General features: G+C 71.9%; 13 protein-coding genes. 1 reads left to right on the forward strand and 12 read right to left on the reverse strand.

The window, feature by feature from the left end:
• Nucleotides 1–278: 278 nt before the first annotated feature.
• From AS97_RS20650 to purN, 7 genes are all read right to left on the reverse strand, one after another.
• Nucleotides 279–1,268: a malate dehydrogenase gene (locus AS97_RS20650; protein ID WP_059143564.1), complete on the reverse strand. Its 990-nt coding sequence runs from the start codon at nt 1,266–1,268 to the stop codon at nt 279–281.
• A 232-nt stretch (nt 1,269–1,500) separates the two neighbouring features.
• On the reverse strand, nt 1,501–1,860 hold the full coding sequence (locus AS97_RS47490) for a DUF2690 domain-containing protein (RefSeq protein ID WP_247204442.1): 360 nt from the start codon (nt 1,858–1,860) through the stop codon (nt 1,501–1,503).
• 41 nt (nt 1,861–1,901) lie between these two features.
• Complete coding sequence (locus AS97_RS47495; RefSeq protein ID WP_247204443.1) at nt 1,902–2,504, reverse strand: hypothetical protein; 603 nt, start codon at nt 2,502–2,504, stop codon at nt 1,902–1,904.
• 199 nt (nt 2,505–2,703) lie between these two features.
• Nucleotides 2,704–3,174 carry a DUF3017 domain-containing protein gene (locus AS97_RS20660; RefSeq protein ID WP_079059310.1) on the reverse strand — a complete coding sequence of 157 codons (471 nt, stop codon included), beginning with the start codon at nt 3,172–3,174 and terminating at the stop codon, nt 2,704–2,706.
• A complete protein-coding gene (locus tag AS97_RS20665) occupies nt 3,164–4,045 on the reverse strand; it encodes a bifunctional methylenetetrahydrofolate dehydrogenase/methenyltetrahydrofolate cyclohydrolase (RefSeq protein WP_059143567.1) in 882 nt (293 codons plus the stop codon). Before AS97_RS20665 ends, AS97_RS20660 begins: the two co-directional genes overlap by 11 nt.
• A 123-nt stretch (nt 4,046–4,168) precedes the next feature.
• Nucleotides 4,169–5,731, reverse strand: coding sequence for a bifunctional phosphoribosylaminoimidazolecarboxamide formyltransferase/IMP cyclohydrolase (purH, locus tag AS97_RS20670; RefSeq protein WP_125760774.1), 1,563 nt, complete (start codon nt 5,729–5,731; stop codon nt 4,169–4,171).
• Nucleotides 5,728–6,384: a phosphoribosylglycinamide formyltransferase gene (gene purN, locus AS97_RS20675; RefSeq protein ID WP_059143569.1), complete on the reverse strand. Its 657-nt coding sequence runs from the start codon at nt 6,382–6,384 to the stop codon at nt 5,728–5,730. Before purN ends, purH begins: the two co-directional genes overlap by 4 nt.
• Before the next feature lie 342 nt (nt 6,385–6,726).
• On the opposite strand from purN, the gene AS97_RS20680 reads away from it, so the two are divergent.
• Nucleotides 6,727–7,482 carry a hypothetical protein gene (locus tag AS97_RS20680; RefSeq protein ID WP_210565421.1) on the forward strand — a complete coding sequence of 252 codons (756 nt, stop codon included), beginning with the start codon at nt 6,727–6,729 and terminating at the stop codon, nt 7,480–7,482.
• A gap of 306 nt (nt 7,483–7,788) precedes the next feature.
• Here the strand turns inward: AS97_RS20680 and AS97_RS48615 are convergent, their stop codons facing one another.
• The 5 genes from AS97_RS48615 to AS97_RS20705 all read right to left on the reverse strand — a co-directional run bounded on the left by AS97_RS48615 (nt 7,789) and on the right by AS97_RS20705 (nt 14,690).
• Nucleotides 7,789–9,705: a DUF6350 family protein gene (locus tag AS97_RS48615; protein WP_210565422.1), complete on the reverse strand. Its 1,917-nt coding sequence runs from the start codon at nt 9,703–9,705 to the stop codon at nt 7,789–7,791.
• Nucleotides 9,706–9,917: 212 nt separating this feature from the next.
• Complete coding sequence (sucD, locus tag AS97_RS20690) at nt 9,918–10,802, reverse strand: succinate--CoA ligase subunit alpha (RefSeq protein WP_059143572.1); 885 nt, start codon at nt 10,800–10,802, stop codon at nt 9,918–9,920.
• A gap of 21 nt (nt 10,803–10,823) precedes the next feature.
• The gene (gene sucC / locus AS97_RS20695; RefSeq protein ID WP_059143573.1) at nt 10,824–11,996 is read right to left on the reverse strand and encodes an ADP-forming succinate--CoA ligase subunit beta; all 1,173 of its coding nucleotides are present in this window, start codon (nt 11,994–11,996) and stop codon (nt 10,824–10,826) included.
• A 338-nt stretch (nt 11,997–12,334) separates the two neighbouring features.
• Nucleotides 12,335–13,735, reverse strand: a complete 1,401-nt coding sequence (locus AS97_RS20700; protein WP_210565423.1) for a hypothetical protein — start codon at nt 13,733–13,735, stop codon at nt 12,335–12,337.
• Nucleotides 13,736–13,832: 97 nt separating this feature from the next.
• On the reverse strand, nt 13,833–14,690 hold the full coding sequence (locus AS97_RS20705; RefSeq protein ID WP_086710437.1) for a hypothetical protein: 858 nt from the start codon (nt 14,688–14,690) through the stop codon (nt 13,833–13,835).
• Between the last annotated feature and the right edge of the window lie 139 nt (nt 14,691–14,829).

Below are 14,829 nucleotides of genomic sequence, written 5' to 3' on the forward strand. Positions count from 1 at the left end.
CGCATCGTCGGCGGCAGGAGGAGGAGAGGGAGGAGGGGAGGGAGGAGAAGGAGGAGAGGGGACGACCGGTGAAGAGTCCGGCCGCGGCCGCGGCAGATGAGCGGAGTGATCGCCCAAAGAATGATCATCGCGCCTGTTGGCCATGTTTCCCCCCGAGGCCGTAGCAACTACCTCCACGCTAGGGGAAGATGGCCCGCAATTACAGTGAATAGCCGAAGGGTCACACTCCGGAGTGAAAACCGGAGTGTGACCCTTCGGAAACGGCCTCGGTGGGCGCGTCAGATCAGGCCGAGACCCCGCACGGCCTCGCGCTCCTCCTCGAGCTCCTTCACCGACGCGTCGATGCGGGTCCGCGAGAACTCGTTGACGTCCAGGCCCTGGACGATCTCGAACTTGCCGTTCGCCGCGGTGACCGGGAACGAGGAGATCAGGCCCTCCGGCACCCCGTACGAGCCGTCGGAGACCACACCGGCGGAGGTCCAGTTGTCGGCGTCGGTGCCGTTGACCCAGGTGTGGACGTGGTCGATGGCGGCGTTGGCGGCGGAGGCGGCCGAGGAGGCGCCGCGCGCCTCGATGATCGCGGCACCGCGCTTGGCGACGGTCGGGATGAAGGTGTCGGCCAGCCACTGCTCGTCGTTGACGACCTCGGCGGCGTTCTTGCCCGCGACCTCGGCGTGGAAGACGTCCGGGTACTGGGTGGCGGAGTGGTTGCCCCAGATCGTCAGCTTCTTGATCTCGCCGACCGGGACGCCGGTCTTCTTCGAGAGCTGCGACAGGGCGCGGTTGTGGTCCAGCCGGGTCATCGCGGTGAAGCGCTCGGCCGGTACGTCCGGCGCGGCGGCCTGCGCGATGAGCGCGTTGGTGTTGGCCGGGTTGCCCACGACCAGGACCTTGATGTCGTCCGCGGCGTGGTCGTTGATGGCCTTGCCCTGCGGCTTGAAGATGCCGCCGTTGGCCTCCAGCAAATCCCCGCGCTCCATGCCCTTGGTGCGCGGGCGGGCGCCGACGAGCAGGGCGACGTTGGCACCGTCGAAGCCCACGTTCGGGTCGTCGGAGATGTCGATGCCCTGGAGGAGCGGGAAGGCGCAGTCGTCGAGCTCCATCGCGGTGCCCTCGGCGGCCTTCAACCCCTGCGGGATCTCCAGGAGACGCAGCTTGACCGGCACGTCCGCGCCGAGGAGCTGACCGGAGGCGATGCGGAAGAGCAGCGCGTAGCCGATCTGGCCGGCCGCGCCGGTGACGGTGACGGTGACGGGAGTGCGGGTCATGGCGGTCTCCTGCGCTGTGTTGTCAGTCCAAGATCTCTTGGTGTCGAGATACCTGCGTCAGGCTATCCGACGGCACCTGGCCCAGGTTCTCTCGGGCCACTGTGTAACCGCTCACCGCGCGTTCAGACCCTCGCGCGCTTTGGCGGCCGCCTGCCAGGAGGGGGAGTGCAGGCGGCCGCCCAGTGCCGCACCCGTGGGGGGCTCGGACACCGCCTGCCCCGATTCCCCCGGCTCATTCCCCCTGTTTCCGAATTCCCCCGGACGGACTTCCCCCGCCCGCGTTCACCCCCTGGGCGCCGGGGGCCGTGCGGCCGCGCGTACCGCCCGCGAGAGTGGCGCACGCGGTGGTCCGTGCGGTGGCGTCCACCGAGATCATCTTGGTGTAGGCGTCGCCGTCGGCACCGGCCCCGCTGTTCTGCGCTCGGGCCGCACCGCCCCTCGCACCCGGCGCCTTGATCTGGAGCACATCGCCCGGGGCCGCCCGGGTGATACGGGCCCAGGCCACCCGGCAGGTCTTGCTGTGGCGGACCTCGACATACCCGGTGCCGACAGTGACGTCCGCGGTGGTCGTCGCGGCGGTGCCGCACCCCATGGCCTGCGGATCCTGACCGGCGCAGTCCTCCCCTGCGCACTTCACGCCCGCCGACAGCTGACGCGCGCTGGTGGCCGGTGCGTGGTCGGCCTCTCCCCGCGCTTCTCGCCGTCGCCGCCCGCATCGATCAGCAGGACGGCGCCGGCGACGAGTAAGAGCGCGCCGACGAGGCCGCCGGCGAACAGCGCGACACGCTTCCGTGCCGTCCCGGAAGGCGAGGGGGACGGCGATGGCGGCGGCGGAGGGGACAGGGCGGGCGCCGGCGTCCTGGAGGAGCCCGGTGCCCGCTCGGCCGACGTCGCGGGAGCCGAGAACACCGGGGCCATCGCGACCAACGGCTGATCCGGTACGGGTAGTTCGACGCTCGGCCGACTCTTCTTCGAGGGACGGCCGTTCTTCCGGGCGCCCATCCCCCGCGCCGCCGGGTCGAACTGCTCGGTGGCGGCCCGCGCCCGCGCGACGCTGATGGCCTCCATCGTGACGTCGTGCCGCATCTCGGAGCGGCTCCAGGCCCGCTCCGCCAACTCCCACAGCGTGCTGAGGCGATGGACATCGGCTCCTCGGGTGGGGGCGCATCGGAGCATTTCGTGCATCGGTGTGTACTCCACCGCGCCCGGCTCGTCGTTGCATGTCCGAGACCTCATGCTGGAACGGTCACTTCCGCGCCACAGGGTCCCGACGTTCCTTGATCCGGCACAGCCCACACACAACCCTGGTTAGCAGGCGGTCCGTCCTTCTTCGGGGGAGAGGGCGGACCGCCGCCGGACCGTTCGGATCCGGCCACAACGACGGCGGCCCGTCCTTCCACGGGGGAGAGGACGGGCCGCCGTTTCACGCCATCGGCTAGCGCACCGTGAAATGCACGACGTCATCCAGGAACGGGATCGACACCCATGGATCCGGCTGGGCCATCAGGGACAGCAGCACGATCGCCGCGCCCAGCAGCCCGTAGGTCAGCATGTCGGTGAAGCGCGACCGCACCGCGAGCATCCCCACCTCGGGCAGCGCCCACCGTATGAAGGCGCCCGCCAGCAGGGACAGCCCGATCACCACCGTGCCGGCCCGGAACGCGTCCAGGGCGACGATCAGCAGCCCCAGGCCCACACCGCCCATCACCGCGAGCAGCGGCCACTGCCGGGCGGGCGCCGGAGCGGCACCGGGCGCGGCCCGGCCGCCGCCCTCCGGACGCGCGGTGTCCCGGGTGATCAGCGGGAAGCGGCGCGACTTACGGATGAGCCGGGCGGGGCCAGAAGGCTGCGCCGGCGGCGTCTGCCGCTGCTCCCCGGCCGCCGGCTCGCTCGCCTCAGCCGTCATGGCCGGCACCGGCGTCCGCCTTCGCGTTCCGCTCCGCGGCCTCCACCACGTTGACCAGCAGCTGGGCGCGGGTCATCGGGCCGACGCCGCCCGGGTTCGGCGAGATCCAGCCCGCGACCTCGGCCACATCGGGGTGCACATCGCCGGCGATCTTGCCGTGCTCGTCCCGGCTGACGCCCACGTCGAGCACCGCGGCGCCCGGCTTCACGTCATCCGGCCCGATCAGATGCCGTACCCCGGCGGCCGCCACGATGATGTCGGCCTGGCGCAGGATCCCGGGCAGGTCGCGGGTGCCGGTGTGGCAGAGGGTGACCGTGGCGTTCTCGGAGCGGCGGGTCAGCAGCAGCCCGATCGACCGGCCGACGGTGATGCCCCGGCCGACGACCACCACATGCGCGCCGTTGATCTCCACACCGTGGTGGCGCAGCAGCTGGATGACGCCCTGGGGCGTGCACGGCAGCGGGCCGCTCTCGCCCAGCACCAGCCGGCCGAGGTTCATCGGGTGCAGTCCGTCGGCGTCCTTGGCCGGGTCGATCAGCTCCAGCACCCGGTTGGTGTCGATGCCCTTGGGAAGCGGCAGCTGAACGATGTAGCCCGTGCAGGCCGGGTCCTCGTTGAGCTCCCGCACCGCCGCCTCGATCTCCTCCTGGGTGGCGGTCTCGGGCAGGTCGCGCCGGAGGGAGTCGACGCCGATCTCGGCGCAGTCGCGGTGCTTGCCCGCGACGTACCACTTGCTGCCGGGGTCCTCGCCCACCAGCACCGTGCCGAGGCCGGGATGGATGCCCTTGGCCTTGAGCGCCTCCACGCGGCTGACGAGATCGGACTTGATCGCGGCTGCGGTTGCCTTGCCATCGAGAATCTGGGCGGTCATGGCTTCATCCTCCCGGATGCGGGGACGTCGGATCCAATCAGGGGCCGGTCGGTGCCGGACCGGCGAAGGCCGCACCCCGTGGTCCGGTCGGGGTGCGGCCTCCTGTGCTCGCTCGGCGGTCACTCAGTGGAAGAAGTGGCGCGTGCCCGTGAAGTACATGGTGACGCCCGCCTTCTGGGCGGCCTCCACCACCTGCTCGTCACGGACCGAGCCGCCCGGCTGCACCACGGCCGTGACGCCCGCCTCGGCCAGCACCTCGAAGCCGTCCGGGAACGGGAAGAAGGCGTCGGAGGCGGCGTACGAACCGGCGGCCCGCTCGGCACCGGCCCGCTCGACGGCCAGCTTCGCCGAGTCCACGCGATTGACCTGGCCCATGCCGACGCCGACCGTGGCGCCGCCCTTGGCGAGCAGGATCGCGTTGGACTTCACCGCGCGGCAGGAGCGCCAGGCGAAGGCCAGCTCGGCGAGGCCGTCGGCGTCCAGCGCCGCGCCGGTGGCGAGGGTCCAGTTGGCCGGGTCGTCGCCCTCGGCCTGGAGGCGGTCCTTGGCCTGCAGCAGCAGGCCGCCCTCGATGGGGCGCTGCTCGGCGAGGTCCGCCGGCGCGTCCGCGCAGCGCAGCACGCGGATGTTCTTCTTACGGGCCAGCACCTCGACCGCGCCGTCCTCGTACCCCGGGGCGACGATCACCTCGGTGAAGATCTCGGCGACCTGCTCGGCCATGGCGACCGACACCGGGCGGTTGACGGCGATCACACCGCCGAAGGCCGACAGCGGGTCGCAGGCGTGCGCCTTACGGTGCGCCTCGGCGACATCCGCCCCGACCGCGATCCCGCACGGGTTGGCGTGCTTGATGATCGCGACACAGGGCTCGGTGTGGTCGTACGCGGCCCGGCGGGCGGCCTCGGTGTCGGTGTAGTTGTTGAACGACATCTCCTTGCCGTGCAGCTGCTCGGCCTCCGCGAGCCCCTTACCGCTGCCGTCGGAGTAGAGCGCGGCCGGCTGGTGCGGGTTCTCGCCGTAGCGCAGCACGTTCTTACGGGTGACGGTGGCGCCCAGGAACTCCGGGAAGGAGGAGTCGTCCGCCACGTAGTCAGCCGCGAACCAGTTGGCCACCGCCACGTCGTAGGCCGCCGTGTGCTGGAACGCCTCGGCCGCCAGCCGCTTGCGCCCCGCCAGGTCGAAACCGCCGTCCGCGGCGGCCTTGAGGACGTCGTCGTACCGCTCGGGGTTGACGACCACGGCCACGGACGGGTGATTCTTGGCGGCGGCCCGGACCATGGAGGGCCCGCCGATGTCGATCTGCTCCACGCACTCGTCCGGCGAGGCGCCCGAGGCGACCGTCTCGCGGAACGGATAGAGGTTGACCACGACCAGCTCGAAGGGCTCCACGCCCAGCTCCTGGAGCTGCGCACGGTGCGAGTCGAGCCGCAGGTCGGCCAGGATGCCCGCGTGGACGCGCGGGTGCAGCGTCTTGACGCGGCCGTCGAGACACTCGGGGAAGCCGGTCAGCTCCTCGACCTTGGTGACCGGGACGCCCGCGGCGGCGATCTTCGCGGCCGTCGAGCCGGTCGAGACGAGCTGGACACCCGCCGCGTGCAGCCCTCGGGCCAGCTCCTCGAGACCCGTCTTGTCGTAGACGCTGACCAGCGCGCGGCGGATGGGCCGCTTGGTACCTTCGGCGGTCACGGGATCCTTACCTTTCGTCCCTCTATGCGGTAGCCGTGACGCGCCAGACGCCCCACGACCTCGACGAGCAGCGAGCGCTCGACTTCCTTGATCCGCCCATGAAGAGCGGACTCGTCGTCCTCGTCCCGGACCTCGACCACGCCCTGGGCGATGATCGGGCCGGTGTCGACCCCGTCGTCGACGAAGTGGACGGTGCATCCGGTCACCTTCACACCGTGCGCGAGCGCGTCGCGTACGCCATGGGCACCGGGAAAGCTCGGGAGCAGCGCGGGGTGGGTGTTGACGCAGCGGCCGCCGAACCGGGCGAGGAATCGCGGCCCCAGGATCTTCATGAACCCGGCCGAGACGACCACGTCCGGCTCATGGGCGGCGGTGGCCTCCGCCAGCGCCGCGTCCCACTCGGCGCGGTCGGCGTGGTCCTTGACCCGGCAGACGAACGTGGGGATCCCGGCGCGCTCGGCGCGCGCCAGGCCCTCGATGCCGTCGCGGTCGGCGCCCACGGCCACCACCTCGGCGCCGTAGCGGGCCACGCCCTCGGCGGCGATGGCGTCGAGCAGCGCCTGCAGATTCGTACCGGAGCCGGAGACGAGTACGACGAGGCGGACCGGGCGCCGGGGGCGGGCAGGGCTGACAGGGGAAGGCGGGGAGGCCACGGCGGGGCTCTTTCTCGCGGGCGGTGCTGCCGTTTGTGTGGTCGTACAAGGTCGCGGACTCATCAATTCCGGGGAACTCTACGAAGCCGCCGACCGTCAGCAACGATACCGGCACACGAAGCGGCCCCCAGGGGACGGGGGCGGGCACGGGAGGTAGCGTCTGGACTGCGCATCCAACTGACGCCGTGGGAAAGACCGCCTCCAGCCGTACACGCCCCCGGCGTGCAGGACGACGACACAAGGGGAAGACACACTCCACATGCCGGACCGACGCCGCCGCGCGGCTCATCACCTCACTCCGCCTCCCGCCACGACCGGGGGGCGGCGATGAGGCGCGCCCGCATGTCGCGTACGACGCCGCTGCTCCGGGAGCAGCAGTCGCCGTCCTCCTCGGCCCCCGGCGGGCAGAACGGGGACCAGCGCGAGGACAATCCGTTCGCCCCGCCGCCCGAGGGCAGGCCCGACCAGCCGTGGCAGCCCCGGCCGGACGACGCCGACGGGCAGAGCGGCGAGGACGGCCAGCGGCCGCAGCAGCCTCCGGCCTGGGGCAGCCAGTGGAGCAGTCGCCAGCCCAGCCGCCAGGGCGGCAGCTTCGGCACCGGCCCCGGCTCCAACCGCCCCACCGGTCCCAGCGGCCCGCGCTGGGACCCCAACGACCCGGCCCAGCGGCGCGCCCGGTACGCGCTGCTCGCGGGCATGTGGGCGTTCTTCTTCGCGCTCTTCAGCCTGCCGCAGATCGCGCTGCTGCTCGGGACGCTGGCCCTGTACTGGGGCATCAGCTCACTACGGGCCAAGGCGCGCCGCACAACACCGCCCCCGACCGCTGCCGCGCCCCTGAACGCCCCGCCCCCGCCCCCGGGCGCCACCCCGGCGCCGCTGCCCGCACCCGGCAACGCGAAACCGCAGGCGACGGCGGCGATCAGCGGCCTGGTGACGGGCGGGCTCGCGCTCGCCATCGTCGCGGCGACGTTCAGCTTCCAGGTCGTCTACAACGACTACTACACGTGCGTGGACGACGCCCTCACCCAAAGCTCCCGCCACGACTGCGAAACCCTGCTCCCCGAGCAGCTCCGCCCCTTGCTGAGCACCCAGGACTGACGGCACCACCCTCGCCGACGAGGCGCCCACCCAACGCCCGGCCCCGGGGCCGAACAGCGAGTGCGGACCGTGGGCGCCTCCGGCGGACAGCCCCACCCCGCCCCTTCCCGAAACGAGGGGCTCCGCCCCTCGCCCCCCGCCGGTGCGCCGCACCGGACCCCGCTCCTCAAACGCCGGAGGGGCCGAATTCAGGCGGCGCCCATCCCCGGCCAACTCGACGCCCCCGGCCAACGGCGCCGTCAATAGACGGTCCAGGGCGCCGCCCCGGACGCCCCGCCTACGCCCCGCGCCCCTGCCCCGCCCGCCTTACGGTTCGCGGCGGGTGTCGTCCGGTGGTGGTGAGAGGTCCGGGGTCGCGGGCTGGGGCTCGGTGGAGGACTGCGGGTGCGGGTGTGGTTCGGGGGTGCGCTTCCGGTTCAGCGTCCGGCGGCGTGGGCGGTCCGCCGTTCCGGCGGCGTTCGGGGTGCCCGCCGGGGTCGCGAGCCCGGCCATCGTGCTGACACCCGTCCCCCGCCCCGTCTCCGCACCGGCGCCGGCTTCCGGCTTCCGGTCCCGGTTCCGTTTGCGGTGGGCGCCCGACGGCCGCAGCCACTGCCACCACGGCTCGGCCATCGCCTCGCGCACCTCGGCGGACTCCATGGGCGAGGCCACCGGGGGCCGCATCGCCGCCCGGACCTCCGCCTCCTCCGTCTTGGCCGCGGCCCGCACCGCACGAGCCTCCGCCTTGGCGGCAGCCCGCACCGCACGGGCCTCCTTCGCCTCCGTACGGGCCTGTGCCCGAGACGCCCGCCGCGCCGCCCGCGTCGCCTTCCACTCCGGCCAGGAGGCCCTCGTAGGAACGCACAACCGGTACCAGCGCAGCACCACCGCACCGGGCACCCCGATCACTCCCGTCCAGGCCAGCGTGATCATGCCCGTACGCCACCAGCTCGGGCCCAGGTCGGCGAGGATGCCGATGCCCAGCGGGCCGCCCGAGACCCCGGCCAGCAACGCCATCGCGGCCGCGCAGCCGCCCGCCGCCAGCCCGGCGAGCACCAGCGTCTCGCCCCAGCCCCACGGCGGCCTGGGCTCGCCCTTGCCGGGGCGCCGCACCGCCGCGACCCCGATGAACCAGGCCACCGACATCCCGGCCGCGATCCCCGTGAGCCAGACCAGCGGCCCGCCGGAACCCTCCGTGGGCAGCGCGGCGACCAGGGGGAAGTGCGGCAGCTGGGGGTAGGAGGTGATGCCCAGCGGCGCGACCACACTGCCGCCGCCGACCGTGAAGCCCGCGCCGACCCCGTACGCGGCGCCCCAGACGATGGCGTTCGGCAGCAGCGCCAGGCTCACCAGCAGCACCGCGAACCGCCCCGACCACACATCGCTGAGGTTGAGGAATGTCACTTGTACGGCGCCCGCGTGGCTCAGCATCGACGTCGCCGTAAGGAGCGCACCGCTGCCGAGCAGAACGGCGAGACCGCTGGTCCCGGCCCGCAGCGCCGCGGTCAGCCGGTGGCGCCGGCACCAGCTGCGCGCGGCCAGGGAGGTGGCCAGGGACGCGGCCGTCCGTACGGTCCAGCCGGTGCCGGGGAGCCGCCGCAGTCCGGCATTCACCCGTCCGGGAAGGCGGAGCGGGTACCGTCCGCTCGCCGTCCACACGCCGACGGCGGCGATGGCCGCCGCGACGACCGGCAGATGCAGCAGCGCGCTGAGCAGGTCGACATGCAGCGGCCCGCCCGAGGCGTACAGCACGGCCGCGGTGCCGACCATCAGATAGCCGCCGGTCACCCAGCCGAAGGCGGTGCGCGGATCGACGACGGACTCCGGATCGACGACGGAGTCCTCGGGCACCCACTGCCCCTCCTGCCCCTCGCTCTCGTCCGGCTCCGCCTGGTAGACGGCGTGCTGGGCGGCCCGGTAGAGCAGCCAGCACGGCACCATGCCGAGCAGCAGCGGGGTCAGCCCGACGGGCGCGGTGTGGCCGGAGAGCGTCTCGGTGCGCACGAGGTCGGCGCCATGGCCGAGCAGCCACAGGCCGGCGGCGACATGCAGGGCCCCGTCGGGGCTGCTGTCGGGGGACGAGGAGGTGATCCACAGCAGCAGTACGACCACGGCGAGCGTGCCGAGGCCGAGCCCCGCGGCGACCACACCGCCGAGGAACGCCTCCCTGATGGCGGAGGAGCGCCGGGGCGCGGAACGGCCACGTGAGGACACCGACGGGCTGCGATCGGTCGTTTGCGTCACATGACCATGCTGCCAATAACAGCCGTTTCATCCTCACATCAAGGGTTTGGTCGCCGTGTCGCGGCTAGTCTGCTTATGCGTCTTTTATGGCGCTGTGAGACGAATGGGTGGCTTGCCGATGTCCGCCGCCCCCGGGTATCCGTCGCCCGGGAACGGCGCGGGCCCGCACCACCCAGGGTGGTGCGGGCCCGTGGCATCGAGCCGTGGCGGCGTCAGCCGGCCAGGGCGGCGCGCGCCAGGCGCGCGGTCTCGGACGGGGTCTTGCCGACCTTCACGCCCGCGGCCTCGAGGGCCTCCTTCTTCGCCTGAGCGGTGCCGGAGGAGCCGGAGACGATGGCACCCGCGTGGCCCATCGTCTTGCCCTCGGGCGCGGTGAAGCCCGCCACATAGCCGACGACCGGCTTGGTGACGTTGGCCTTGATGAAGTCCGCGGCCCGCTCCTCGGCGTCGCCGCCAATCTCGCCGATCATGACGATCAGGTCGGTGTCGGGGTCGGCCTCGAAGGCGGCGAGGGCGTCGATGTGGGTGGTGCCGATGATCGGGTCACCGCCGATGCCCACGCAGGACGAGAAGCCGATGTCCCGCAGCTCGTACATCATCTGGTAGGTCAGGGTGCCGGACTTCGACACCAGACCGATCCGGCCGGGCTTGGTGATGTCGGCCGGGATGATGCCCGCGTTCGACTGACCCGGCGTGATCAGACCCGGGCAGTTCGGGCCGATGATGCGAGTCTTGTTGCCCTTCTTGCCCGCGTAGGCCCAGAAGTTCGCCGAGTCGTGGACGGCGATGCCCTCGGTGATCACGACGGCGAGCGGAATCTCGGCGTCGATCGCCTCGATGACCGCGCTCTTGGTGAACTTCTCCGGGACGAAGATGACCGTGACATCGGCGCCGGTGGCGTCGATGGCCTCCTTGACGGAGCCGAAGACCGGGATCTCGGAGCCGTCGAAGTCCACGGTGGTGCCGGCCTTGCGGGGGTTCACGCCACCAACGATGTTGGTGCCCGAGGCAAGCATCCGACGGGTGTGCTTCTGCCCCTCGGACCCGGTCATCCCCTGGACGATGACCTTGCTTTCCTTGGTGAGGAAGATAGCCATGGTTTCTGGTGACCTCGTCCCTTACTTCGCAGCCAGCTCGGCGGCACGCTCGGCCGCGCCGTCCATGGTGTCCACCTGCTGAACGAGCGGGTGGTTGGCGTCGGTGAGGATCTTGCGACCCAGCTCCGCGTTGTTGCCGTCGAGGCGCACGACCAGCGGCTTGGAGACGTCCTCGCCCTTGGACTTCAGCAGCTCCAGGGCCTGGACGATGCCGTTGGCGACGGCGTCACAGGCGGTGATACCGCCGAAGACGTTGACGAAGACCGACTTGACGTCCGGGTCGCCGAGGATGATCTCGAGACCGTTGGCCATCACCTCGGCAGAGGCGCCACCACCGATATCGAGGAAGTTGGCGGGCTTCACATTGCCGTGGTTCTCACCGGCGTAGGCGACGACGTCGAGGGTCGACATGACCAGACCCGCGCCGTTGCCGATGATGCCGACCTCGCCGTCGAGCTTGACGTAGTTGAGGCCCTTGGCCTTCGCGGCCGCCTCGAGGGGGTTGGCCGCGGCCTTGTCCTCGAGAGCCTCGTGCTCCGGCTGGCGGAAGGCGGCGTTCTCGTCCAGCGAGACCTTGCCGTCCAGCGCGATGATCTTGCCGTCTTCGGTCTTGACCAGCGGGTTGACCTCGACGAGCAGCGCGTCTTCCTGGATGAAGACGACCCACAGCTTCTGCAGGACCTCGACGACCTGGTCCGCGATCTCGGCCGGGAACTTCGCGGCAGCGACGATCTCGGCGGCCTTCTCCCGGGTCACACCCTCGATGGCGTCCACCGGGATCTTGGCGAGCGCCTCGGGGTTCTGCTCCGCGACGACCTCGATCTCCACGCCGCCCTCGACGGAGGCCATGGCGAGGAAAGTGCGGTTGGTGCGGTCCAGCAGGAAGGAGACGTAGTACTCCTCCTTGATGTCCGCGGTCTGGGCCAGCATCACCTTGTGGACCGTGTGGCCCTTGATGTCCATGCCCAGGATCTGGCCGGCCTTCTCCACGGCGTCGGCCGGGTCGGAGGCCAGCTTGACGCCACCGGCCTTGCCGCGGCCGCCGACCTTCACCTGCGCCTTGACGACCGCGCGGCCGCCCAGTCGCTCGGCTACCTCGCGCGCCGCCTCAGGCGTGTCGATGACTTCACCGGCCAGCACCGGTACACCGTGCTTGGCGAAGAGGTCCCTCGCCTGGTATTCGAACAGGTCCACGCGCGTCCGTCCCTTTTCCATGGATATCGCGGTCGTTATCTGCGCGGGCGTGCCGCGGGGGCAGCGTGAGGACGCGATCTATAACGAGGGCGGCACACGTTCGCCGGATACGCGGCATGTCCGTCTCGCAGGTTATCTCCGCAGGACGTGCGGCCCTAAATCGCAGATCACACTGGAGCGGTGATTACGGTCACAGATCGCGACCGTTTCCATCTATCTCTATACGACAACCGGGCAGCCCCCTCCCCAACGAGGGCTGCCCGGTCGATGACGCTCGCCTTACGGTTTTACTGATTTCCGGCCTTCATAGCGTGACCGCCGTACGCCCGCCGGGGCGATCAGACGGTCGGGAGCGTGCCCGGAACGGTCGGCAGCTGGGCCGGGACGGAGGGCAGGTCCACCGGAACCTGCGGGAGGTCGGCCGGAACCTGCGGGAGGTCGGCCGGGACGGTGGGCAGGTCGGCCGGAAGCTGCGGCAGGTCGGCCGGAACGGTGGGCAGCTCCGCCGGAAGCTGCGGCAGGTCAGCCGGGAGCTGCGGGAGCTCGGCCGGGAGCTGCGGCAGGTCGGCCGGAACGGTCGGCAGGTCGGCGGGCAGGACCGGGAGGGCCGGGATGTTGGCGGCGTCGGTCAGGTCGGTGGGCAGCACGGGGAGCAGGCTCAGCGCACCGTCCGTGACGTTCCCCACGGTGGTCTGGGCGTCCGCGACCGTGCCCAGGGCCAGGTCCTGGGCGAACGGCACGGTGGTGCCGGCCAGGTCCTGGGCGAACGGGATGGCGGTGGACGGCACGCTCACCACAACCGGCACCAGGCGGTCGACGGTGTCCTGGGCGGCCGGAACCACGTTGGAGACGGTGCCCAGCGCGAAGCCCTGGGCGCTGCCGGTCACGACGCCGACGTACGGGGTGGTGCGGGCCACGGCGCCGTCGGCCAGCGCGCCGGTGTCACCGACGGTCCGCTGCGCGACCGGGACGACCTTGACCACGATGCGGTGCACGGCGGGCGGCAGCACGTCCGAGGCCACACCGTCGACGACCGGCTTGGTGGTGCCGACGACACCCTGGACCTTGCCGGTCAGCTCCTCCGGGCGGATGCCGGCACCGGAAAGGCAGGCGAGCAGGTCATTGGCCGAACCCGGGGCGGCGGGCAGCTTCGGGGTGGCGGGGAGCTGGACGGGCAGCTTGCCCGTGACGCCCTCGACGTCCGTCAGCGAACCGGTGGGCAGCGTGGAGGTGTCGGGCAGGGTCGGCAGCGAGCCGAGGCCGGGGAGGCTGGGCACCACGCCGGGGACCTCGCCGGTGGGCAGGTCGAGGTCGGTGGTCTTCTTGACGGTCTTCTCGAGGCCCTTGACGGCCTTGTGGGCCTTCTTGACGACCTTGTCCGGCTTGGCGGCGTCGCCCGTAAGGCCGTCGGTGGTGCCCTCGACGGTCTTGGTGACATCCGAGACCCGCGGCAGGTTGGCGGCGCCGGGGACACGGTCCCGCACGGGGGCGGTGACGCCGTCCACGGTGGAGGCGGCGCCGTCCACGGTCTTCTTCGCGGTGTCGGTGACCTTGGAGGTGTCGGCCACACCACCGGTCACGCCGTCGACCGTCTTGGTGAGGCCGTCCACGGTGCTGGTGACACCGTCGGTGGCGGGAGCGGCCGGGTTCTCGGCGGCGTTGGCGGCGGCGGAACCGAGGGCCCAGATACCGGTGGCGGCAGCGGCTACGAGGATGGAGCGGCGAAGGTTGTTGCGCATGGTGGAGGAAGTCCTTCGAAGTCAAGAGGGGTGTCGGACGGGCAGACCTGACCCGCCCCCGCGCGGCAGGTCTCTACAGACGGGGGTGAGGTCTGCCCTAGCCGGGGAATTCGAGGACTTCGTTGAACCGCTCGCGCGTCGGCGCCGAGCTCTCCGCGCGCACCGTGCCGGGCTTCAGCCCGAACGACGCCGCGCCGGACGGCGGGAGAGCGGCCTGGGTGTTCCCACCACGGGAAGCGCCGCTGTCGCCGGTGCACTGGTAGGTGGCCCCGAGCGGGGACCGCGGAAGGGGCAGCGGCGCCGGGGCGCCACCGTCCGGACCGGTGCCGGAGGCTGCCGCCCGGACGACGGGCCCGTGCCCGGCGTGGGAGGCGGCCGCGTCATGGTGCGTGGTGACGGCCGGGGTGTGGGCCACCGGCCCGATCGGCTTCGCGGCGGCGGGCGCCGCCTTGTGCACGGTCACCGGCTCGGCCTTGGCCGCGTGGTGCTCGGCGGCCGGGCCGTCGTCCGCCACAGAGCCGGGGATACCCAGGCCGATGGCGTCACCGAGGCCGACGTCGGGCAGCCGCACCGGCAGCTCGCCGCTCGTGGCGTCGCCGACCAGATCGCCGATCGGCTTGGTGATCTTCTGCGCTTCCCGCTCGACCGGCTCCTGGATGGGCCGCACGGTCTTCCATACGACGTCCTGCGCCGTGTGAGTGGTGCGCCCCACCACGGGCGGTGCGTGCCGCTCCACCTGCTGCCGCGCCCGCTCGACTCCCGAGGGGTCGAGCAGCCCGGAGACGGTGGAACGGTCGGCCGACGTGCCGCTGTCAGCGCCCTGCCCGCTCCGATCGGCGGCGTGAGCGCTGCCGCCGAAGAGGAACGCCAGGGCCAGGAAGCCGCCGAGGAAGAGCGCCGCCAGCAGCGCCCGCCGCGCGGCCACCGTGCGCGGCAGGCGCACGGTGGCAGGCATGGCGGACACGACAGACACGAGCGGGGCCTTCCCTGAGTACGGGGCGTACCTACGAGGCGTACAACGGGTACGTACGCGTGGCGATATGGCTTTGAGGCCGCACTGAGCAGGACGACATCGCCAACCGGATGGCTGGATT

Origin of the sequence: Streptomyces sp. AgN23, assembly GCF_001598115.1 — a bacterium.
In the GTDB taxonomy this organism is placed as follows: domain Bacteria; phylum Actinomycetota; class Actinomycetes; order Streptomycetales; family Streptomycetaceae; genus Streptomyces; species Streptomyces antimycoticus.

What these genes read in the sequence shown, in the direction of transcription:
- sucD (WP_059143572.1), bottom strand. Translation starts at nt 10,802, where the DNA reads ATGGCTATCTTCCTCACCAAGGAAAGCAAGGTCATCGTCCAGGGGATG.
- AS97_RS20680 (WP_210565421.1), top strand. Translation starts at nt 6,727, where the DNA reads ATGTCGCGTACGACGCCGCTGCTCCGGGAGCAGCAGTCGCCGTCCTCC.
- AS97_RS47490 (WP_247204442.1), bottom strand. Translation starts at nt 1,860, where the DNA reads ATGGGGTGCGGCACCGCCGCGACGACCACCGCGGACGTCACTGTCGGC.
- AS97_RS20700 (WP_210565423.1), bottom strand. Translation starts at nt 13,735, where the DNA reads ATGCGCAACAACCTTCGCCGCTCCATCCTCGTAGCCGCTGCCGCCACC.
- AS97_RS47495 (WP_247204443.1), bottom strand. Translation starts at nt 2,504, where the DNA reads ATGAGGTCTCGGACATGCAACGACGAGCCGGGCGCGGTGGAGTACACA.
- AS97_RS20650 (WP_059143564.1), bottom strand. Translation starts at nt 1,268, where the DNA reads ATGACCCGCACTCCCGTCACCGTCACCGTCACCGGCGCGGCCGGCCAG.
- AS97_RS20665 (WP_059143567.1), bottom strand. Translation starts at nt 4,045, where the DNA reads ATGACCGCCCAGATTCTCGATGGCAAGGCAACCGCAGCCGCGATCAAG.
- AS97_RS20705 (WP_086710437.1), bottom strand. Translation starts at nt 14,690, where the DNA reads ATGCCTGCCACCGTGCGCCTGCCGCGCACGGTGGCCGCGCGGCGGGCG.
- AS97_RS20660 (WP_079059310.1), bottom strand. Translation starts at nt 3,174, where the DNA reads ATGACGGCTGAGGCGAGCGAGCCGGCGGCCGGGGAGCAGCGGCAGACG.